The 20,316-nt window shown below is 71.6% G+C and carries 19 protein-coding genes; 8 read left to right on the top strand and 11 right to left on the bottom strand.

The window, feature by feature from the left end; genetic code table 11:
- Nucleotides 1-94: 94 nt before the first annotated feature.
- On the top strand, nucleotides 95-433 hold the full coding sequence (locus OG285_RS07455; RefSeq protein ID WP_371790562.1) for a hypothetical protein: 339 nt from the start codon (nucleotides 95-97) through the stop codon (nucleotides 431-433).
- Here the strand turns inward: OG285_RS07455 and OG285_RS07450 are convergent.
- The 3 genes from OG285_RS07450 to OG285_RS07440 form a co-directional block, all read right to left on the bottom strand.
- Complete coding sequence (locus OG285_RS07450; protein WP_371790561.1) at nucleotides 381-1,160, bottom strand: SDR family NAD(P)-dependent oxidoreductase; 780 nt, start codon at nucleotides 1,158-1,160, stop codon at nucleotides 381-383. The genes OG285_RS07455 and OG285_RS07450 overlap by 53 nt on opposite strands.
- A 32-nt stretch (nucleotides 1,161-1,192) precedes the next feature.
- Nucleotides 1,193-2,071 (bottom strand): Fpg/Nei family DNA glycosylase, encoded by an 879-nt coding sequence (locus tag OG285_RS07445; RefSeq protein ID WP_371790560.1) that lies wholly within the window; start codon nucleotides 2,069-2,071, stop codon nucleotides 1,193-1,195.
- A gap of 356 nt (nucleotides 2,072-2,427) precedes the next feature.
- On the bottom strand, nucleotides 2,428-7,053 hold the full coding sequence (locus OG285_RS07440) for an ATP-dependent helicase (protein ID WP_371790559.1): 4,626 nt from the start codon (nucleotides 7,051-7,053) through the stop codon (nucleotides 2,428-2,430).
- A gap of 58 nt (nucleotides 7,054-7,111) precedes the next feature.
- Here OG285_RS07440 and OG285_RS07435 point away from each other — a divergent pair, with 58 nt between their 5' ends.
- Genes OG285_RS07435 through OG285_RS07425 form a run of 3 tightly spaced genes read left to right on the top strand, consistent with a single transcriptional unit; the run spans nucleotide 7,112 to nucleotide 9,142 of the window.
- The gene (locus OG285_RS07435) at nucleotides 7,112-7,978 is read left to right on the top strand and encodes an AraC family transcriptional regulator (RefSeq protein WP_356829898.1); all 867 of its coding nucleotides are present in this window, start codon (nucleotides 7,112-7,114) and stop codon (nucleotides 7,976-7,978) included.
- 10 nt (nucleotides 7,979-7,988) lie between these two features.
- Nucleotides 7,989-8,840 (top strand): AzlC family ABC transporter permease, encoded by an 852-nt coding sequence (locus tag OG285_RS07430; protein WP_371790558.1) that lies wholly within the window; start codon nucleotides 7,989-7,991, stop codon nucleotides 8,838-8,840.
- Nucleotides 8,837-9,142, top strand: coding sequence for an AzlD domain-containing protein (locus tag OG285_RS07425; protein ID WP_371790557.1), 306 nt, complete (start codon nucleotides 8,837-8,839; stop codon nucleotides 9,140-9,142). Before OG285_RS07430 ends, OG285_RS07425 begins: the two co-directional genes overlap by 4 nt.
- A gap of 74 nt (nucleotides 9,143-9,216) precedes the next feature.
- On the opposite strand, the gene OG285_RS07420 is transcribed toward OG285_RS07425, so the two are convergent.
- A complete protein-coding gene (locus OG285_RS07420; protein WP_356829904.1) occupies nucleotides 9,217-10,131 on the bottom strand; it encodes a hypothetical protein in 915 nt (304 codons plus the stop codon).
- Between the two features lie 79 nt (nucleotides 10,132-10,210).
- Between OG285_RS07420 and OG285_RS07415 the strand changes: the two genes are divergently transcribed.
- The 4 genes from OG285_RS07415 (at nucleotide 10,211) to recX (ending at nucleotide 14,157) form a co-directional block, all read left to right on the top strand.
- Nucleotides 10,211-10,405 (top strand): DUF3046 domain-containing protein, encoded by a 195-nt coding sequence (locus tag OG285_RS07415; protein WP_328319981.1) that lies wholly within the window; start codon nucleotides 10,211-10,213, stop codon nucleotides 10,403-10,405.
- A 238-nt stretch (nucleotides 10,406-10,643) separates the two neighbouring features.
- Complete coding sequence (locus OG285_RS07410; RefSeq protein WP_356830382.1) at nucleotides 10,644-11,816, top strand: AI-2E family transporter; 1,173 nt, start codon at nucleotides 10,644-10,646, stop codon at nucleotides 11,814-11,816.
- 508 nt (nucleotides 11,817-12,324) lie between these two features.
- Nucleotides 12,325-13,458, top strand: a complete 1,134-nt coding sequence (gene recA, locus OG285_RS07405; protein WP_356829906.1) for a recombinase RecA — start codon at nucleotides 12,325-12,327, stop codon at nucleotides 13,456-13,458.
- A 3-nt stretch (nucleotides 13,459-13,461) separates the two neighbouring features.
- Nucleotides 13,462-14,157 (top strand): recombination regulator RecX, encoded by a 696-nt coding sequence (gene recX, locus OG285_RS07400; RefSeq protein WP_356829908.1) that lies wholly within the window; start codon nucleotides 13,462-13,464, stop codon nucleotides 14,155-14,157.
- 134 nt (nucleotides 14,158-14,291) lie between these two features.
- Here recX and OG285_RS07395 read toward each other — a convergent pair whose 3' ends face one another.
- From OG285_RS07395 to OG285_RS07365, 7 genes are all read right to left on the bottom strand, one after another.
- The gene (locus OG285_RS07395; RefSeq protein WP_371790556.1) at nucleotides 14,292-14,723 is read right to left on the bottom strand and encodes a rhodanese-like domain-containing protein; all 432 of its coding nucleotides are present in this window, start codon (nucleotides 14,721-14,723) and stop codon (nucleotides 14,292-14,294) included.
- Entirely contained in the window at nucleotides 14,714-15,253 is a 540-nt protein-coding gene (locus OG285_RS07390) for a cysteine dioxygenase (protein WP_356829912.1), read from the bottom strand. The genes OG285_RS07395 and OG285_RS07390 overlap by 10 nt, the downstream gene beginning before the upstream one ends.
- A gap of 88 nt (nucleotides 15,254-15,341) precedes the next feature.
- Nucleotides 15,342-15,413 (bottom strand): putative leader peptide, encoded by a 72-nt coding sequence (locus OG285_RS07385; RefSeq protein WP_371793477.1) that lies wholly within the window; start codon nucleotides 15,411-15,413, stop codon nucleotides 15,342-15,344.
- Nucleotides 15,414-15,460: 47 nt separating this feature from the next.
- Nucleotides 15,461-17,335, bottom strand: a complete 1,875-nt coding sequence (locus OG285_RS07380) for an FAD-dependent monooxygenase (protein WP_371790555.1) — start codon at nucleotides 17,333-17,335, stop codon at nucleotides 15,461-15,463.
- A gap of 355 nt (nucleotides 17,336-17,690) precedes the next feature.
- Entirely contained in the window at nucleotides 17,691-18,578 is an 888-nt protein-coding gene (locus tag OG285_RS07375) for an amino acid ABC transporter permease (RefSeq protein ID WP_356829917.1), read from the bottom strand.
- Complete coding sequence (locus OG285_RS07370; protein ID WP_356829919.1) at nucleotides 18,575-19,222, bottom strand: amino acid ABC transporter permease; 648 nt, start codon at nucleotides 19,220-19,222, stop codon at nucleotides 18,575-18,577. The genes OG285_RS07375 and OG285_RS07370 overlap by 4 nt, the downstream gene beginning before the upstream one ends.
- Before the next feature lie 137 nt (nucleotides 19,223-19,359).
- Nucleotides 19,360-20,280: a glutamate ABC transporter substrate-binding protein gene (locus OG285_RS07365; protein WP_356829921.1), complete on the bottom strand. Its 921-nt coding sequence runs from the start codon at nucleotides 20,278-20,280 to the stop codon at nucleotides 19,360-19,362.
- Nucleotides 20,281-20,316: the final 36 nt, after the last annotated feature.

Below are 20,316 nucleotides of genomic sequence, written 5' to 3'. Positions count from 1 at the left end.
CCCGGTCGGTGCCGCGGCCGGAAAGGGTTCCCGTGCGCCGCGCGCCGGTGCGCCTTTCCGGGGGCGGCACCGGCGTCAGCCGGAGGAGGCGGCCATGGTGCGGCGGTGGGTGCCGGCGGTGACGCTGGCTTTCATACTCGGCGGTCTGTGGTGGTGGGCCGTCCTGCGACTGGTGCTGGCGCCCGGTGAGTCCGGGCCGCTGGAAGGCGCAGTCGCGGCGGGGGGATGGGGGCTGAGCCTCCTGCCGGTGCATGTGGTCGCGCTTCCCGGCGGCCGCTCGGCGGCCCGGCGCCGTGCGCGTGCCCCGCGCTCCGCCGGAGTGCTGAGACGCCGGCCCGATGTGCGCCGGTCCGATGTGCGCCGGTCGGTGCTGCGCCGGACTACCAGGGCATGGCGACGCCGCCGTTCGGGCGCAGGATCTGACCCGTCGTGAAGGCGGCGGCGTCGGACGCGAGATGCAGTACGGCGTGCGCGATCTCCTCGGGCGCGCCCACCCGGCCCAGCGGCGACATCCGGGACATCAGTGCCGCGGTGTGCGCCTGGGCCTCGCTGTTGTTGTGCCGCTCGGTCATGGGTGTACGGATCCAGCCGGGGGCGACCGCGTTGACGCGGATCCCGTGGGGGCCCACCTCGGTCGCGAGGGTCTTGGTCAGCTGGAACACGGCCGCTTTCGTCACGCCGTAGCAGAGCAGCCCCGGTCCGCCGGTGTCCACGGCGCCCGATGCCATCGTGACGATGCTTCCCGCCGTGCCCGTCGCGATCATGCTGCGGGCCGCGGCCTGGCAGGCGTACAGCACGCCCTTGAAGTTGACGGCGAGGACGCGGTCCAGGTCCTCGTCCCGTGTCTCCAGGACCGGACTGCTGTGCATGATCCCCGCGACCGCCGCCAGGATGTCGAGCCGGCCCGAGGCCTTGGTCGCCGCGTCGACGGCTGCTTCCACGCCGCTGCGGTCGGAGACGTCCAAGGGATGGAGCTGCGCGGCGCCCCCCGCCGCGGTGATGGCCGCCACGGTATCGCGCAGTCCCGGTTCGTCGAGGTCCGCGCAGTGGACGGTGGCGCCTGCTTCCGCCAGAAGCACCGCGCTGGCGCGGCCGATGCCGCTCGCGGCGCCGGTGATGAACGCGGTGCGGCCGGTGAGGTCGTACGCCGTGACGGGCATGACGGGACCGTACGACCATATCTGACGAACCGTCAACCAGCAGGTGGGGGCGGAGGCTTCGCGGTGCTGGCGGGGTTGGTGGGCTTGGTGAGGTCGCCGGGCGGGGTGAGGTTGGTGGGTCCCGTCTGGCAGGTGGGGCACCAGTACGTCGGGCGCTGATGGCTGCCGTTGGCGTGACCGCTGTCCGTCCGGTCGGCCCGGCGTACGGAGGTACCGCAGCGAAGACAGGGGCGGGGCGCGCGTCCGTAGACGTACAGTCGCTGATTCGGCCGGCCCGTGGTGGAGCGGACGGGGCGGTCGCGGTTGGCCTCCAGGAGTTTCTTCGCGAGGGTCACCGCCCTTTCCGGCCGGGGGAGTTCGCCGATGGGAAGCCAGGGTGTGGCGCGCAGCAGAAAGCAGATCTCGGCCGCGAAGACATTGCCGATACCGGCGAGGTTGCGCTGGTCGAGAAGGGCTTCGATCAGCGGCCTGCCGGGGTCTGACAGCAGATTGGCGAGCGCGCCGGCCGGCTCCCAGTCCGGGCCGAGGAGGTCCGGGCCGAGGTGGCCGACGACCCTGTGCTCATCGGCGGTCCGCAGCAGTTCGAGTACGGGCAGGCGATAGCCGACCGCGGTGTGCCCGGCAGTTCCGACGACGGCGCGGATCTCGTACGAGGGGCCGCCGCGCCAGCGCTCGCCCGGGGCGTAGACCTTCCAGGCGCCTTCCATCCGCAGATGGCTGTGCAGGGTGAGGCCGCCCTCGACGCGCATCAGCAGATGTTTGCCGCGCGGAGTGACGTCGAGGACGGTACGCCCGGTGAGGTCAGCGGTGGCGAACCGGGGAACCCGCAGGTCGAACCGGGTGAGAGCGCGGTCGGCCAGCACCGAGTGCAGCCGCCGGGCGGCCTGGTGGACGCTGTCTCCTTCGGGCATGTCTCCATGATGCGGGCTTCGCGCGCGGGGTGAGGTCTGCGGCTGCTGCGGGGGGCGGCCGCACCGGGAGTGGCCGCGTCGTGCGGTGGTCGTGTCGTGGAGCGGTCGCTCCGTGGTCGTGCGGGCTGGTGCCTCTGGGGCACCAGCGCCCGGGGGCATCAGCCGCAGACACACCCCGGCACCCCTCAGCCGGTCCTCGGGTGCCGGACCCTGGCGGGTGGGGCGGGCGCGGCCTCCTGGGGCGGTGTGGAATTCCCCGGCACCGCAGATGTTCGTTTGCCCCGGCCGGAGCACCGGAACGCTGTTCCGCATTGTTGTCGGCCGGGCGTTCCGTTCGGTTGTCCCCGTGGCGCGATTCAGGCCCGCAGCCGCAGCCCCCGCGGGGTGGCGACGAAACCGGCTGCCTCCAGGGTCCGGCCCAGGTCGGATGTGAGGGCGGCCGCGCCGTTGGTGCGCTCCACGGTCACGGTGCCGAGCGCCCCCGAAGCCGCCGCGGCGGCGAGCGCCTGTCCGGCGGCCAGCAGTGCCGGATGGTCGGGCTCGGAGGGCCAGGCCAGCAGACTCTTGCCGCCGCGCTCCATGTAGAGGATCAGCTCTCCGTCCACCAGGACGACCAGCGCGCCCGCCTTGCGGCCCGGCTTGTGGCCCACCCCGCCCGGGGACTCCGGCCAGGGCAGCGCCGCTCCGTACGCGTTGGCCGGATCCGCAGCGGCCAGCACCAGCGCCCGGCCCGGTGCGCCCGCGTCCGTACGGTCGCGTGCGGTGGCCGCCGCACGCAGCCGGTCGACCGCGCCGTCCATCGCGAACTGTGCCGCTCCCAGGCCCTCCACGACATAGCCCCGCCGTGCCTGACCGCTGTCCTCGAACGCGGAGAGGATGCGGTAGACCGCGGAGAAGCCGCCCTCGACCCCCTCGGCCGATACCGCGCCGCGGGTGACGACACCGTGCCGGTCCAGGAGGGTGCGGGCCAGGGCGTGTCCGCGGCGCGTCGCGTCCGGCTCGGCGGCGGGGAGCACGGACCACCGGCCCGCCACCGTCGGCGGGCCGGTCCGAGACGCGGGGCGCGCTGCCGCGGTGAGTGCGCCGTACCGCCCGCGTGGGACCGTCCGGCGGGCGCGGTGGGCGGTGGAGCCGGCCGTCCGGCCCGAGCCGAGCAGGGAGCGGAGAGGGGCGAGCGTGTCGTTGGTCAGCCGCCCCGACCAGGCCAGGTCCCAGATGGCGTCGGCCAGTTGGGGATCGGTGCAGTCTGGGTGGGTGGTGGCGCGGATGTGGTCCTTGAGCTGGCGGAAGAAGAGCCCGTAGCCGGGGGCGAGGGCCTGGAGCACGGACTCGTGCAGTGCGCTCAGTTCCAGTGGGTGCGGCGGCGGGACGAGCAGCGGTGCGCTGTCCGCCAGGAAGAGGGAGATCCAGCCGTCCTTGCCCGGGAGCGCGCCCGCCCCGGCCCAGACGACCTCACCCGTGGTGGTGAGTTCGTCCAGGAGAGCCGGGGTGTAACCGGACACCCGCGACGGCAGGATCAGCTTCTCCAGCGCGGAGGCGGGGACGGGCGCCCCTTGCAGCTGCTCGACGGCGCGCGCCAGACCGTCGATACCTCGCAGACTGCCCGCGCCGAGGTGCTGCCACTGCGGCAGGAACGACGCGAGCGCCTCGGGCGGTACTGGTTCGAGCTCCTCGCGCAGGGCCGCGAGGGAGCGGCGGCGGAGTCTGCGCAGCACCGTGGCGTCGCACCATTCCTGGCCGATGCCGGACGGGTGGAACTCGCCCTGGACGACCCGGCCCGCCGCGGCGAGCCGTTGCAGCGCGCCGTCGGTGACCGCGCTGCCCAGACCGAAGCGCGCCGCTGCCGTCGATGAGGTGAACGGGCCGTGTGTACGGGCGAAGCGGGAGAGCAGGTCGCCGAGCGGATCCTTGACCGGCTCGGTGAAGGCCTCGGGCACACCCACCGGGAGCGCGGTGCCCAGCGCGTCGCGCAGTCTTCCCGCGTCCTCGATCGCCGCCCAGTGGTCGGTGCCCGCGATACGGACCCGGATGGCCCGGCGGGCGGCGGCGAGGTCCGGCGCCCACTGCGGCTCGGCCCCGCGCTCGGCCAGTTCGGCGTCGGTCAGCGGGCCGAGCAGCCGCAGCCGGTCCGCGACCCCCTCGGCGTCCTTGATCCGCCGGTCCTCCGTCAGCCACTGGAGTTCGCTCTCCAGCTCGTCCAGCACGTCGGCGTCGAGCAGTTCACGCAGTTCGGCCCGGCCGAGCAGCTCGGCAAGCAGCCGGGAGTCCAGCGAGAGGGCCGCCGCCCGGCGCTCGGCGAGCGGTGAGTCACCCTCGTACAGGAACTGGGCGACATAGCCGAAGAGAAGTGAGCGGGCGAACGGTGAGGGCTCGGCCGTGGTGACTTCGACGAGCCGCACGCGGCGGGACTCGATGTCGCCCATCAGCTCGGTGAGCCCCGGTACGTCGAACACGTCCTGGAGGCATTCACGGACGGCTTCGAGGACGATGGGGAACGAGCCGAACTCACTTGCCACCTGGAGGAGCTGGGAGGCCCGCTGCCGCTGCTGCCACAGCGGAGTCCGCTTGCCGGGGCTGCGGCGCGGCAGGAGGAGGGCACGGGCGGCGCACTCGCGGAAACGGGAGGCGAAGAGGGCCGAGCTGCCGACCTGGTCGGTGACGATCTGGTTGATCTCGCCCTTGTCGAAGGCCACATCGGCCGCCCCGAGCGGGGCCTGTTCGGTGTCGTACTCGACGCCCGGGGCGGCCGGATCGGCGTCCAGCAGGTCGAGGCCCATCAGATCCGCGTCGGGAAGCCGCAGCACGATCCCGTCGTCGGCGTGCATGACCTGGGCGTCCATCCCGTACCGCTCGGAGAGCTTGGCGCCCAGCGCGAGCGCCCAGGGGGCGTGCACCTGCGCGCCGAACGGGGAGTGGACGACCACCCGCCAGTCGCCCAGCTCGTCGCGGAACCGCTCGACGACGATGGTCCGGTCGTCCGGCACGTGGCCGCAGGCGCGGCGCTGTTCGTCCAGGTAGGACAGGACGTTGTCGGCGGCCCAGGCGTCGAGCCCGGCGGCGAGCAGCCGCAGCCGGGCGTCGTCCGGCGCCAGACCGCCCACCTCGCGGAGGAACGCGCCCACGGCACGGCCCAGTTCGAGTGGGCGGCCGAGCTGGTCGCCCTTCCAGAACGGCAGCCTGCCCGGCACCCCGGGGGCCGGGGTGACCAGCACCCGGTCGCGGGTGATGTCCTCGATGCGCCAGGAGGTGGTGCCCAGGGTGAAGACGTCGCCCACTCTGGACTCGTAGACCATCTCCTCGTCCAGTTCACCGACTCGCCCGCCGCCCTTCTTGGGGTCGGCCCCGGCGAGGAAGACTCCGAAGAGGCCGCGGTCGGGGATGGTGCCGCCGGAGGTGACAGCCAGGCGCTGTGCCCCGGGGCGGCCCGTGACCGTACCGGCGATCCGGTCCCACACCACGCGCGGGCGCAGCTCCGCGAAGGCGTCCGAAGGATAGCGTCCGGCGAGCATGTCCAGGACGGCTGTGAATGCGGACTCGGGAAGCGCGGCGAACGGCGCCGCACGGCGCACCACCGCCAGCAGGTCGTCGGCCTGCCAGCTGTCGAGAGCCACCATGGCGACCAGTTGCTGAGCCAGCACGTCCAGCGGGTTCGACGGGATCCGCAGCGCCTCGATCGAACCGGTCCGCATCCGCTCGGTCACCACGGCGGCCTGCACCAGGTCCCCCCGGTACTTGGGGAAGACGACACCGGTGGAGACGGCGCCCACCTGGTGCCCCGCGCGCCCCACCCGCTGGAGACCGGAGGCCACCGACGGAGGTGACTCGACCTGGATGACCAGATCGACCGCACCCATGTCGATCCCCAGCTCAAGACTGGAGGTGGCCACGACGGCGGGCAGCCGGCCGGCCTTCAGATCCTCCTCGACCTGGGCCCGCTGTTCCTTGGACACCGAGCCGTGATGGGCGCGGGCCAGCAGCGGCGGCGCACCCTTGGCGGCGCCCGACTCGGCCATCACCTCGGCGGGGGAGTGGGCCTCCGGCATGACCTCCCCGGTGGCCCGCTCGTACGCGATCTCGTTGAGCCTGTTGCACAGGCGCTCCGCCAGGCGGCGGGAGTTGGCGAAGACGATCGTCGAGCGGTGTGCCTGCACCAGGTCCGCGATGCGCTCTTCGACATGTGGCCAGATGGAGGGCTTCTCGGCCTTGTCGGGGTCCGTGTCGGAGGCCGGGGAACCGCCCAGCTCACCGAGGTCCTCCACGGGGACGACCACCGAGAGGTCGAATTCCTTGCCGGAGGGCGGCTGCACGGTCTCGGCCTTGCGCTGCGGCGAGAGATAGCGGGCGATCTCGTCCACCGGCCTGACCGTCGCGGACAGACCGATACGGCGGGCCGGGCGCGGCAGCAGCTCGTCCAACCGCTCCAGGGACACGGCGAGATGGGCACCCCGCTTCGTCCCGGCCACCGCGTGGACCTCGTCCAGAATCACCGTCTCGACGCCCGCCAGCGCGTCCCGCGCGGACGAGGTGAGCATGAGGAACAGCGACTCCGGGGTGGTGATCAGGATGTCCGGCGGCCGGAGCGCCATCGACCGCCGCTCGGCGGCTGGGGTGTCGCCCGATCGGATACCGACCCGCAGATCGGGCTCCGGCAGCCCCAGCCGCACGGACTCCTGGCGGATGCCGGTGAGCGGGCTGCGGAGATTGCGCTCGACGTCCACGGCGAGCGCCTTGAGCGGGGAGACGTACAGGACCCGGCAGCGCTTCCTGGCATCGGCGGGCGGTGGCGCCGACGCCAGCTGGTCGAGGGCGGCCAGGAACGCGGCGAGCGTCTTGCCGGAGCCGGTCGGGGCCACGACCAGCACATCGGACCCGGCACCGATCGCCCGCCACGCACCCTCCTGGGCGGGGGTGGGCGCGGTGAAGGCCCCCGTGAACCAGCCACGGGTCGCGGGGGAGAAGGAATCGAGCGCTGACCTCACCATGTCCCCATCGTGCACCCCGCCACTGACAACCGCCCGGACCTGGGGAAACAATGGAGGCATGGGAACGGGTGTACCGGACGGCGAGGAGCGTGCACGGCACTGGCGGCTCGACGGGCTGCCGGGGGTGGACCTGCTGCATGCCCGCTACATCCGCAAGTCCTTCGCCCGGCACACGCACGAGACGTTCGTCATCGCCGCGATCACGCACGGCGTCGAGGCGTTCCGCTACCGCGACCAGCTGGTCAGGGCAGGAGAGGGGGAGCTCGCCCTCGTCAACCCCGACACCGCGCACACCGGGTTCGCGGGCGTGCCCGAGGGCTGGGTCTACCGCACCCTCTACCCGCCCGCCGAACTGATAGCCGAGGTCGCCGCCGACATCAGCACCCTGAGCGGTCCGGTCGCTTTCACCTCACCTGTCGTCGATGATCCACAGGCCGCGCGGTTCGTCGTCGGAGTTCACCACGCGGCCGAGCAGGGCAACGCGCTGGCCGCCGGCAGCCTGCTGCGGCTCGCCGTCGCCCGGCTGCTGCGCACCCACGGGGGCCGGCTCCCCGAGCGTCCGCTCCGCACGGCCGGCACCGAGAACGCGGCCCGCGCGCGGGCCGCGCTGGAGGAGCGGATGGTGCGCCCGCCGTCCCTGGACCGGCTCGCCGCCGACCTGGGCACCAGCCCCTTCGCCCTGCTGCGCGCCTTCCGGGCGGAGTACGGCATGCCGCCGCACACCTGGCTCACCGACGCACGCGTGCGCCGGGCCAGGCACCTCCTGGATGCGGGTACGACACCCGCGGAGACGGCTGCCGCCGTCGGATTCACCGACCAACCGCATCTCAACCGTCATTTCACCCGGATCGTCGGGGTGCCACCGGGCGCGTACCAGCGGGAGCGCGCAAGAACGTACAAGACCGGGCCCGGCCGTACCTCGTAGCGTCCGCCGGGTGACAAGGGAACAGACAGCACTCACGCACGCCGGCGCAGGAACGGAACCGGAACCGAGACCGGACTCGGCCGTCATCAGGGACGGGCTGGGCGTCGGTGTCGCGGTAGGGCTCTCCGGGGTCGCCTTCGGCGTGACCTCGGCCGGCTCCGGTCTCAGCCTTCTGCAGACCTGTCTCCTCAGCCTGCTGGTCTTCACCGGCGCCTCGCAGTTCACGCTGGTCGCCGCGCTGGCGGCGGGAGGCAGCCCGTTCGCCGCCGCCGCGGGCGCCTTCTTCCTGGGGGTCCGCAACACCTTCTACGGTCTGCGGCTCTCCCAGTTGCTGGCTCTGCCGCGCGCGATACGTCCCTTCGCCGCCCACTGGGTGATAGACGAGACGACGGCCGTCACCCTCGCCCAGCCCACCCGGCGTGCCGCCCGGATCGGATTCACCACCACGGGCCTGACGCTCTATGTGCTGTGGAACCTCACCACGCTGCTCGGCGCGCTGGGTGCGGAGGCGCTCGGCGACACCGCCGCATGGGGCCTCGACGCGGCCGCACCCGCGGTCTTCCTGGCACTCCTCGCCCCCATGCTGCGGACGACGACGGAGCGGGCGGTCGCCGGGCTCGCGGTCGTCCTGGGGCTCGGACTGCTGCCGGTGCTGCCCGGCGGGGTGCCGGTACTGATCGCCGCGCTCGCGGCACCGGCCGTGCTGCTCTTCGAGGGGCGGGCCGGCGGACGTAGGACCGGGGCGGAGAAGAGAGACCGTTACGGCCGGGAAGACCAGAGAGACCAGAGAGACCAGGCGAACCAGACAGACCACGAACGGGCAGACCACGAACAGGCAGAGAAGAAGGGGCAGGAGCGTTGAGCGTCTGGATCGCGATCGGGGCTACGGCCGTCGGCTGTTACCTCGTCAAACTGCTCGGTCTGCTGGTCCCCGCAGGGATGCTTGAGCGGCCGGTCGTCAAGCGGCTGTCCCTGCTGCTCCCGGTCGCGTTGCTGGCGGCCCTCACCGCCCAGCAGACCTTCGGGAGCGGGCCCCACCTCTCGCTGGACGCGCGAAGCGCAGGGGTCGCGGCGGCGGCGCTCGCACTGGCGCTGCGCGCCCCCTTCCTCGTGGTCGTCGGGGCTGCCGTGGCGGTCACCGCCGGGGTCCGTGCCCTGGGCTGAACCCGGTGCGCCGGACAGCCGCCTTCCCTCCCGTACCGCTGCGTGCCGGGCGGCCCGGTCAGGCGACGGCCCGGTCAGGCGACGGCGCGGCCGTGGGCCCGCAGCGTCAGCAGCGCCTGGACCGTCACCATGGGCCGCGCCTCGATCTGCGGACCCGGTGCCCAGGAGTGCCAGTTGACCGGCCAGCCGCCGTCCTCGTGCTGCTCTCCCGCCAGATGGTCCAGCGAACGGGCCATCTCCTCGTCGGTGAACCAGCCGCGCGCCAGCGAACCGGGCACCCGCGCGTAGTCGTACGGAAAGTGTTGTTCCCCCGGCGCGTACCCCGGCGCGACCGGGTACGACGCGCGGTCCTCCGGGTCCAGCACGGCCAGCCGCTGCTCACGGACCTGCCGGCCCAGCCGGTCCGCCGCCGCCTCGGCCCGCGAACGGTCGGGGACGCCGTCCAGGAAGGCGACCGCCGCCTGGATCTCGTACGGATGGGAGTGCTCAAGGGCGTCGACCGCCTCCCAGCAGAAGTCGGTCGCCCGGAAGAGCCAGGCGTGCCAGACCTCGTTGCGGTGCAGTACGCCCACCACGGGCCCGGTGGCCAGCAGCTCGCTCGGCGGGTCGTCGACGACCGGGATGAACGGCGCCGACGGGTAGCCGCGCTGCGAGGGGTGGACCGCGGGCAGTGCGCCGTCTCTGGTGGACACCTCGGTCAGATACCGGCACACCCGCTCCACCCGCATCCCGCCGCAGCGCCCCACGGAGTCGAGTACGTGCAGGGCGTGCGCCGTGTGCAGCGGCTGGCTCACCGGTCCGCGCAGATCGGGTTCGAGCCCGTGTCCGTACCCGCCGTCCTCGTTGAGATGGGCGGCGAGCGCGGCCTCCACCGCGTCGGCGCGTCCGTCGAGGAAGTGGTACGCGAACCGCCGCTGTTCCAGCACCCGGGCCGTCAGCCAGATGAAGTGCTCGGCACGTGCGAGAGGAGATGCTCCGGTTCCAGCCATGCTCCGAAGGTAGAGCGGAAAAAGCTCAGGGCAAGGGTGACGGGCGAGGCTGCACTCTCAGGGGCTGGATACTGAAGTCATGCGGTTGACGATTTTCTGGGAGCGGATGGCGGAGCACTTCGGCGAGGGGTACGCCGATTCGTTCGCACGCGACCACGTGATGGCGGAGCTGGGCGGCCGTACGGTGCACGAGGCACTGGCCGCAGGCTGGGAGACGAAGGACGTCTGGCGGGGCGTCTGCGCGGCGGCGGGCATCCCCGCGGACCGGCGCTGAGCGCTGCCGGGTCCCGGGGCGTGCGGCCGGATGTCACACCGGTACGCGAGACTGGGTCTGTGCTGCCGACCGCCCCTGCCACCGACCGATGACCGATGAGACTGCCGAGGACCAGATGACCCCGGACGAGACCGCCGCCGACCGGACGACCGCGGGCGGGACGACCACGGACCGGACCCCGGGCGCCGTGCCGGCGCCTCCCGCCGCCGGGTCCGGCGCGCCGGCGGGCCGGGCGGCGATGCCCCGCTGGCTGCCGAAGGCGATGGTGCTCGCTCTGGCCCTCGTCGCCTGCTTCCAGCTGGGCAGCTGGGCGTTCTACCAGCTCATCGGGTTGCTGACGAATATCCTCATCGCGTTCTTCCTTGCTCTGGCGATCGAGCCGGCGGTGGGACGCATGGCGGCCCGCGGCATGCGCCGCGGCCTCGCCACCTTCCTTGTCTTCTTCGCGGTGGCGCTCGCGGCGGCCGGATTCGTCTTCCTGCTCGGCTCGATGCTGGCCGGACAGATCGTGGAGATGGTCGAGGAGTTCCCCAGGTACCTGGACGTGGTGATCAACTGGATCAACCACACCTTCCACAGTGAGCTGTCCCGGGTGCAGGTCCAGGACAGCGTGCTGCACTCGGACTGGCTGCAGAAGTACGTCCAGAACAGCGCGAGCGGTGTGCTCGACGTGTCGACCACCGTGCTGGGCGGCCTCTTCCGGCTCCTGACGATCTTCCTGTTCGCCTTCTACTTCGCGGCCGACGGCCCGCGGCTGCGGCGCGCGCTGTGCTCCGTACTGCCGCCGTCGAAGCAGACCGAGGTGCTGCGGGCCTGGGAGATCGCGGTCGACAAGACCGGTGGCTACCTCTACTCGCGGGGTGTGATGGCGCTGATCTCCGGCGTCGCGCACTACATCCTGCTGGTCGTGCTGAATGTGCCGTACGCCCCCGCGCTCGCGGTGTGGGTCGGCCTCGTCTCCCAGTTCATCCCGACCATCGGCACCTATCTGGCGGGCGCGCTGCCCATGCTGCTCGCCTTCACGGTGAACCCCTGGTACGCGCTGTGGGTGCTGGTCTTCGTGGTCGTCTACCAGCAGTTCGAGAACTACGGGCTCCAGCCGAAGCTCACGGCGAAGGCCGTCGACATCCACCCCGCGGTGGCCTTCGGCTCGGTCATCGCGGGGACCGCGCTGCTGGGGGCGGTCGGTGCGCTCATCGCCATTCCGGCGGTGGCGACGCTCCAGGCCTTCCTGGGTGCCTATGTGAAGCGGTACGACGTGACGGACGATCCGCGCGTCCACGGCAGGCGCGGACTCCGTGACGTACGGGGGCTGCGGGACGCGGCCGCGGTACCCGCGCGGCTCAGGGGTTCCCTCCGGGGGCGGGTCCCGCGACCGGGGAACGGAGCCGAGGACACCGATGTGACCTAGCACTTCAGCTGGCCGGTTGAGCATCACAGCTGGCCCCGTCATGTCCTCTTGCGTGAATACCTTCGACTGCCGTCGAGAAAGACGGTGGGCGGAGACGCCGGGGCCCTGAGCGCCCGACCGTTCCGTGCCGGTCCCGCCCGGGACGCGAGGTGCCATCGTGTACCAGGCGACGGCCGGGAGCCCGTACGAGGCGGCCCTGGCCCGGCTCTGCGACGCGTCCGGCGGGTGCTGATGACCCGTGCAGTGGGGCCCGCGACCCGGGCCCGGCCGACCGTTCGGGGCCAACAGCGCTCAGTCACGACCGGCGGGCTGAACACCCGTGTGTGCGCTTGACAGTGAAATCGAACAGCCGTTCTTATGGGGTTCTGGCCCGGTACTCGGACGAGTTGTCGTCCGAGTTGTCCACCGAGTTGTCCACAGGCGGGACGGGCTTCGGGGCCCATTGTCAGTGGCAGGGGTTAGCGTCATTGACGTGAAGCGATCGACTCAAGCAAATCGGGTGGAACCCATGGCAGCAGGTAACGACCGCGAGAAGGCGCTGGACGCCGCTCTCGCCCAGATTGAACGGCAATTCGGCAAGGGCGCGGTGATGCGCCTGGGCGAGCGGCCCAATGAGCCCATCGAGGTCATCCCCACCGGGTCGACCGCCCTCGACGTCGCGCTCGGTGTCGGCGGTCTGCCGCGCGGCCGGGTGGTCGAGGTGTACGGCCCGGAGTCCTCCGGCAAGACGACGCTGACGCTGCACGCGGTGGCGAACGCGCAGCGGCTCGGCGGCCAGGTGGCCTTCATCGACGCCGAGCACGCTCTCGACCCCGAGTACGCGAGGAAGCTCGGCGTCGACATCGACAACCTCATCCTGTCCCAGCCGGACAACGGCGAGCAGGCGCTGGAAATCGTCGACATGCTGATCCGCTCGGGCGCGCTCGACCTGGTCGTCATCGACTCCGTCGCGGCTCTGGTGCCGCGTGCGGAGATCGAGGGCGAGATGGGCGACTCGCACGTGGGTCTGCAGGCCCGGCTGATGAGCCAGGCGCTCCGCAAGATCACCGGTGCGATGAACCAGTCCAAGACCACCGCGATCTTCATCAACCAGCTCCGCGAGAAGATCGGTGTCATGTTCGGCTCCCCGGAGACGACCACCGGTGGCCGGGCGCTGAAGTTCTACGCGTCGGTACGGCTGGACATCCGCCGGATCGAGACGCTGAAGGACGGCACCGACGCGGTTGGTAACCGCACCCGGGTGAAGGTCGTCAAGAACAAGGTCGCGCCGCCCTTCAAGCAGGCCGAGTTCGACATCCTCTACGGCCAGGGCATCAGTCGCGAGGGCGGCCTGATCGACATGGGCGTGGAGAACGGCTTCGTGCGCAAGGCGGGAGCCTGGTACACGTACGAGGGCGACCAGCTCGGGCAGGGCAAGGAGAACGCCCGGAACTTCCTGAAGGACAACCCCGATCTGGCCAACGAGATCGAGAAGAAGATCCTGGAGAAGCTGGGCATCGGTGTCAGGCGGGAGGCCGAGCTCGGCGCCGAGCCGGGGGCGGACGCCGCAGCCGCCGTCGTGGCCGACGAGGCAGCGAAGACGGTTCCCGCTCCGGCCGGCGGCAAGGCCAAGACGGCCAAGACCGCCGCGGCCAAGAGCTGACCCGTGGTCCGGAGAACCGAATGGCCGGAAGCCACGGACTCCGGGGGCGACGACGGACATGGGGGCAGCGGGCAAGGGGACAGCAGCTACGGGGAGAGCGGATACGGGAACGGAGAAGCGGGACCGCGGCGGCAGCGGTCCCGGCAGAAGCGGTCCCAGGATCAGGGTCCGCAGAAGCCTCAGGATCCGGCGGAGCAGGCGCGGGCCATCTGCCTGCGTCTGCTCACCGGGACCGCACGCACCCGTAAGCAACTGGCCGAAGCACTGCAGAAGCGGGACATCCCCGACGAGGTCTCCGAGGAGGTGCTGTCCCGCTTCGAAGAGGTCGGGCTCATCGACGACGCGGCTTTCGCGGATGCCTGGGTGGAGTCCCGCCACCGTGGGCGGGGGCTTGCCAGACGGGCGCTCGCGCGGGAGCTCCGTACCAAGGGCGTGGACTCCGCGCTGGTCGAGGAGGCCGTCGGACAGCTGGACTCCGAGCAGGAGGAGGAGACCGCACGGGAGCTGGTCGCCCGCAGGCTCCGCTCGACGCGGGGGCTGGACCGCGACAAACGGCTGCGCCGCCTTGCGGGCATGCTCGCCCGCAAGGGATACCCGGAGGGCATGGCCGTGCGGGTGGTGCGGCAGGCGCTGGAGGCGGAGGGGGAGGACGACCTGGCGGACCTGGAGCATGACGAGTTCCAGGGCGGGGGGTTCTAGATGGCCCGGTTCCGGAGTGGAGGGGTCTGGATAGGCCGGTTCCAGGGTGGGGGTTCGGATCGGCCGGGCGCAGGGGGAAAGCATTCGACGGAGACGGGTGGCCGGGCGACGGCTCCCGCCGCCGCCCGGACGGCTCAGGGCGCGTCGACCGGGAGCCCTGCCGCGCGCCAGGCCTGGAAGCCGCCGATGAGGTCGGTCGCCCGGTACAGGCCCAGCTGTCGCAAGGACGCCGCGGCGAGGGACGACGCGTAGCCCTCATTGCAGATGACCACGGTCCGCAGGCCGTGGCCGGTGGCCTCCGGGGCACGGTGGCTGCCCTGCGGATCGAGCCGCCACTCCAGCTCGTTGCGCTCGACGACCAGCGCCCCGGGGATCAGCCCGTCACGCTCCCGCAGCTCCGCGTACCGGATGTCCACCAGCAGCGCCCCCTTTGCCGCGGCGTCGAAAGCGTCCCGGGGCCCGATCCGGTCGAGCCCCGACCGGACCTTCTCCAACAGCTCGTCCACGGAGACCGGCTGGGACACGGGGAGCTGCTCGGGCGCGGGGTCCGGCTCGTTCACTCCCACTCCCCGGGTCGCTCGACCTGCTCCAGGCGGAGCAGGGGGCCGGTGCGGCTGTAGCGGCGCATCAGCGGCAGCGGTGGATAGTAGACATGCACCGAGACGGCGTGGTCGGCGGCCGATTCATTGAGCACCTGGTGGACGTGGTGGGAGCCGAAGGCCCGTCCGTCGCCCGCCGTCAGCTGCCGGGTGCGGTCGACCCCGTCGGCAAGTTCGAGGGTCTTCCACCCTTCGGTGGGCAGTCGCGCGGCCAGCGAGTCCTCCGTGAGGACGCCGGTCGCTGTGGCGAACGCGCCCTGGGAGCCGCCGTGGTCGTGCCAGCCGGTACCGGTGCCCGGCGGCCAGCCGATCAGCCAGGCCTCGCTGCCGCCCGGACCGTCCAGCCGGATCCAGGTGCGGCCCTCGGGGTCGAGCGGGAGAGAGCGGATGAGTTCGGAGTCGGCGGCGGTGCGGCGTACGAAGTCGAGGAGCCGGCTCGCTGTGGGCGCCGTGGAGCGCACGGTCGCCGGGGCAGACAGGGGTGCGGAGAGAGACATGATGACCGTCCGGAATGGTTCGCGAGGACGTGCGGCGCGGCAGCCCGGAACAGCGCGGGGCGGCGCAGGCACGAAGGGAAAGGGCGAATCAGCGGGACGGGGGACACATGCAGCCCGCATAGCGGACGAGGTCCATATGGACCCTCCGCCACAGGCGCACATCGGTGTCGGTCACGCTCCGCAGTACACCATGTGCGCCCACGTCGGTCAATTGACGTCCGCGGTGCTCTCCTCCGGGACGGCCGTCGCCGCCCCGCCCCGCGCGGCGTCGGCCGCTTCGTACAGTTCGGCGGGGCGCACCCCGTTGAAGGCCGCCACCAGATGTCCGTCGGGACGCACCAGCAGGACCGTGTGCGCCGAAGCGCCGGGATAGGTCTCGGCCACCAGGAGTTCGCCCCTGACCGGGAGCGCGCTCACCGCGGCGGCCAGCCTCGGCATCACACCCGCCTTCACCCAGTGCCGCCGGTCCCACACCCCCGTACCCGGCGCGATCAGCACGACCAGCAGCCGCCCGCGCCCGAGCCGTTCGCGCAGGCGTACGGCAGTGCCGTCCGGCGCCGTGACCCGTACGTCGGCGACCGGAGCGCCGGCCCCCGTCCCCACCGCGGTCTGCGAGGGGGTGCGGGGCGGCGCCAGGGGCGAGTGGGCGTACACCGGGGGCGCGCCCAGCGCACCGCTGCCCAGATGTCCGTCCGCGAGGAGGGCGTCGTGCCCGCGCGCCCGCCCTGGCAGATACGCCCGCAGCCCTCCGCCGCCGCGCAGTATCGGCAGGGACTGGTCAGCGGCGCGCAGCCGGGCGGCGACAGCCGTACGCCGCTCCGTCTGGTAGCTGTCGAGCAGCGGATCGGAGGCCCCGTGGTGCCAGGCCTGTGCCAGTTTCCAGGCGAGGTTGTCGGCGTCCCGCAGCCCCTCGTCCAGCTCCTGGGTGCCGAGTGCGCCCAGCAGATGCGCGGCGTCCCCGGCGAGGAAGGCCCGGCCCACCCGCCAGCGCCTGGCCAGCCGGTGGTGGAGGGTGTAGACGCCGGTGTCGATCAGTTCGTACGGGGGTGTCTCGCCGCCGCACCAGCCCGCGAGGGCGGCCCGGACCCGTGCCACCAGCGCCTCGGGGGTGACCAGTTCGGCACGCGGGGGCAGCAGCCAGTCGATCCGCCAGACGTCGTCCGGCAGCGGACGGGCCGTCACCTCTTCTCCGCCGGTCCGCCACGGTGGCAGCCGGTGCAGCAACGCCTCGCCGGGCCAGGGCAGTTCGGCGCGCAGTGCGGCCACCGCGTGCCGTTCCACCGCCGTACGGCCGGGGAACCGGATGCCCAGCAGTTTGCGGACGGTGGACCGGGCTCCGTCGCAGCCGACCAGATGGCTGCCGCGCCACCAGGTGCCCTGCGGGCCTGCCGTGTGCACGGTGACGCCGTTGCGGTCCTGTTCGACGGTGTCCACCCGGCTGCCGGTGACGAGCTTCACCTGTTCCCGGGTCGCCACCGCGGCCCGCAGGGCACGGGTCAGCACGTGCTGGGGGAGATGCACCGGCGAGAGCTCTCCCGGGCCGGGCCCGCCAGACCTCTCGGCCAGGTCCGGCCCATCGAAGCCATTGGCCTCACCGCCCCCACCGGCCTGACCGGCGCCATCCGCTCCGTCGGCCTCCTCGGACCCGGGAAACCCGTACGGGCCGGATGAGCCGGATGGGGTGGCAGGGTCCGGAAGGCCGTCGGGCCCGCCCCGCGCGCCGCTCGCGCCGGGGGCGCCCATTCCACGGCCGCCGGGCCCCCCGGCGAGCCCCCGGCCGCTGTGCTCGACGAATCCGGCGGCCCCCCACCCCGGCTCGTCGAAAACGATCCGTTGCATCTGTTGGCTCCGCCTGATGGACCGCCAGGCGGCCCAGCGCGCGGTCTCGCCCGGTGAGGTCGTACAGCCGAGCCGGCCCAGGAAGTCAGCGGTGTCCGGGCGCAGTACGACCGTGCGGGCGGGGCGCGGTCCGTCCTCGCCGGTTCCCTCGTCCAGGACGACGGATGGCACATCCTGCGCGGCGAGCGCGAGGGCCAGCGCCAGCCCGACCGGGCCCGCGCCGACGATGATCACCGGGTCCACGGTGCGGCTCCTCGAACCCGTGCGGAGAAGTGACTGATGGCAGGTAGAGCCCGGTGCGCGATCACAGAACGTATGCAACCCACTGCGCGTGCTTGCGTCAAGTGACGGCGGGATGCGGCGGAGCCACTGTCACCCGCCGAGCTGCGGAAAGCGGCGGAGACGGGCGGACGGCGGGCAGCCTGAGCCGCTGCCCGCCGTCGGTGCCCGGAACAGGTCCGTGGCTGCAATGCTTCCGTGCCGTGAACGCGTGCGCACCCAGCACGTCCTGACGTGGGTTCACCTCACCCGCGTCGTTCTGCACATCCCGTGGTCTCCGCCGCCCGATGTGCGGAGCGGCGGAGACCACGGGATGTGCTCAGACCCCGGCCGGGCTGCCCCCGACCGCGTCGGACGCGCCCTGCACCTCGGGGGGTACGGCCGCGGGGCCCACGGAGATCCCCGTCTTCGTCCGGCGGCCGCGCTTCTCGATCCAGGTGGCGAGCGCCGACAGGAGCAGGCACATCGCCAGGTAGATGGCGCCGATGACGACGATCGTCGAGACGTACGGGTACTGCCCGTTGACCGGCGTGTTGCTGGCGATCAGCCGTGCGGTCGCCAGCAGCTCCGGATAGAGAATGATGTAGCCGAGCGACGTGTCCTTCAGCGTGACGACCAGCTGACTGATGATGGTCGGCAGCATCGCGCGGACGGCCTGCGGCATCAGCACCGTCGCCACGACCTGCGACTTCCGCATACCCAGGGCGTACGCGGCTTCGCGCTGCCCCTTCGGCACGGAGTTGATGCCGGCCCTGAGCACCTCGGCCTGCACACAGCCGTTGTAGACCGCCAGACCCAGAGCCAGCGCCCACATCGAGTAGTCGGTGAGGAACCCGACCCAGATCGCGTAGATGGTGATCAGCAGCGGGAGGGAACGGAACAGTTCGATGAACGCGGTCGCCAGCCACCGCACCGGGCGGTGGTCGGAGAGCCGGCCGACGACCAGCACCACGCCCAGGATGAGTGAACCCGCCGCGCCCAGCGCGAACGCCTTCAGCGTGGCGACGACGGCGTCGGCGATGTTCGTGCGGATACCGCTGTAGTTGAAGATGTCCCACATACCACCGTCGAGGTCTCCCTTGCTGGAGAGACGTACGACGGCGACGACGATCAGCGCGAGGATGGCCGCACTGCCGAGGACCGAGAAGATCCGGTTGCGTACGACGGCCTTGGGGCCGGGTGAGTCGTAGAGCACGCTGGCACTCATCGGGCGACCTCCATACGGCTCTCGACGAGGCGGAAGATGCCGCTGATCGCGAAGGTGATGATCAGGTAGCCGATGGCGACCCAGATGAAGATGGGGACGATTCCGTACCCCAGATCGCTCATGGCCTTCTGCCAGCCGAAGAGTTCGGTGACGCTGAAGGCACCCGCGATGGCGGAATTCTTGGTGAGCGCGATGATGATGCTGCTCAGCGGGGCGATGACGGTACGGGTGGCCTGCGGCAGCACCACCATCCGCAGGGTCTGCGAGAAGCTCAGACCGAGCGAGCGGGCCGCCTCGGCCTGTCCGACCGGGACCGTGCCGATACCGGACCTGATGGCTTCGCAGATGAACGACGAGGTGTAGAAGCCGAGCGCGAGCGATGCCAGGAGGAAGGGGCTCATGCCCGGGAAGAAGATCTCGGGGACCACGAAGGTGGCGACGAGGAAGAGCAGGGTCAGTGGGGTGTTCCGCAGGATCGTGACCCAGGCCGTCCCGAAGAACCGCAGCGGGGGCACGGGCGAGACCCGGAAGCCGGCGATGACGATGCCGAGGACGCAGGCGATGACCGTGCTGATGACGGTGATCTCCAGGGTTCCTATGAAGCCGTCGCGGAACGCCGAAAAGTGGTCGAAAAGTACGTTCATGAGGTCTCCGCGTCGGCGGGCAGCAGCTGGAAGACAGGGGGCGCGGCGCCCCGTACCCGGGTACGGGGCGCTTCAGCGCTTACGGACAGGCGGTACGGGCCGGCCGTTGGGGCGGCCGGTCCGCGGTGCCGGGTGGATCAGTAGCGCTCTACGGCCGGCGGTGCGACGTACGAGGAGCCCGACAGGCCCAGGGTGGCGTCGTAGATCTTCTTGTACGTGCCGTCCTTGACGTGCTTCTCCAGGGCCGAGTCCATGAAGTCGCGCAGCGCCTTGTCGCTCTTGTTCATGCCGATGCCGTAGGGCTCCACGGTGAACGGCTTGCCGACCACCTGAAGCTTCTTCGGGTTCTGGGCCGCGTACCCCTTGAGGATCGCGTCGTCGGTGGTGACCGCGTCGACCTGCTTCGTCAGCAGCTCCTGCACGCAGTCGGAGTACTTGGCGAGCTCGGTGGTCTTCGCGCCGTACTTCGGCTTCTCGATCTCCGCGAGCGGGGTGGAGCCCTTGATCGAGCAGACCTTCTTGCCCTTCAGGGTCTCCGGACCCGTGATGGCCTTCTCGTCCTTGCGGACGAGCAGCGAGGCGCCCGCCTTGTAGTAGGGGCCGGCGAATCCGACGAGCTTCTTGCGCTCGTCGTTGATCGAGTACGTGCCGACGAAGTAGTCGACCTGGCCCTTGGAGATGGCGGTCTCACGGATACCGGAGTCCACGGTCTTCCACTCGATCTGGTCCTTCGAGAAGCCCAGGTCCGCGGCGATCATCCGGGCGACCTCGACGTCGAAGCCGGAGCGCTCCTTGGTCGACTGGTCCTCGAAGCCGAGGTACGGCTGGTCGGCCTTCGCGCCGATGACCAGCTTGCCGCGCTTCTTGGCCCTCTTGAGCGTGGCGGAGTCGAGGGAGACGTTCTTGGCGACCGTGTACGTGGGGAGCTTGGGAGCGTTGGCGGCGCCGGGCTCCGCCGCGCCGTTGTCGCCGGCCGAACCAGACTTGCCGCCGCAGGCGGTTCCGGTGAGAGCGAGCACGGCGATCGTCGCGAAGGCGGCGGACTTACGGAACTTCATGCTGAACATCCTCTATTTCGGCGCACGTTGGACGTC

The organism is Streptomyces sp. NBC_01471, assembly GCF_041438865.1.
Lineage (GTDB): Bacteria > Actinomycetota > Actinomycetes > Streptomycetales > Streptomycetaceae > Streptomyces.
This window is presented reverse-complemented; position numbering and strand designations above follow the sequence as displayed.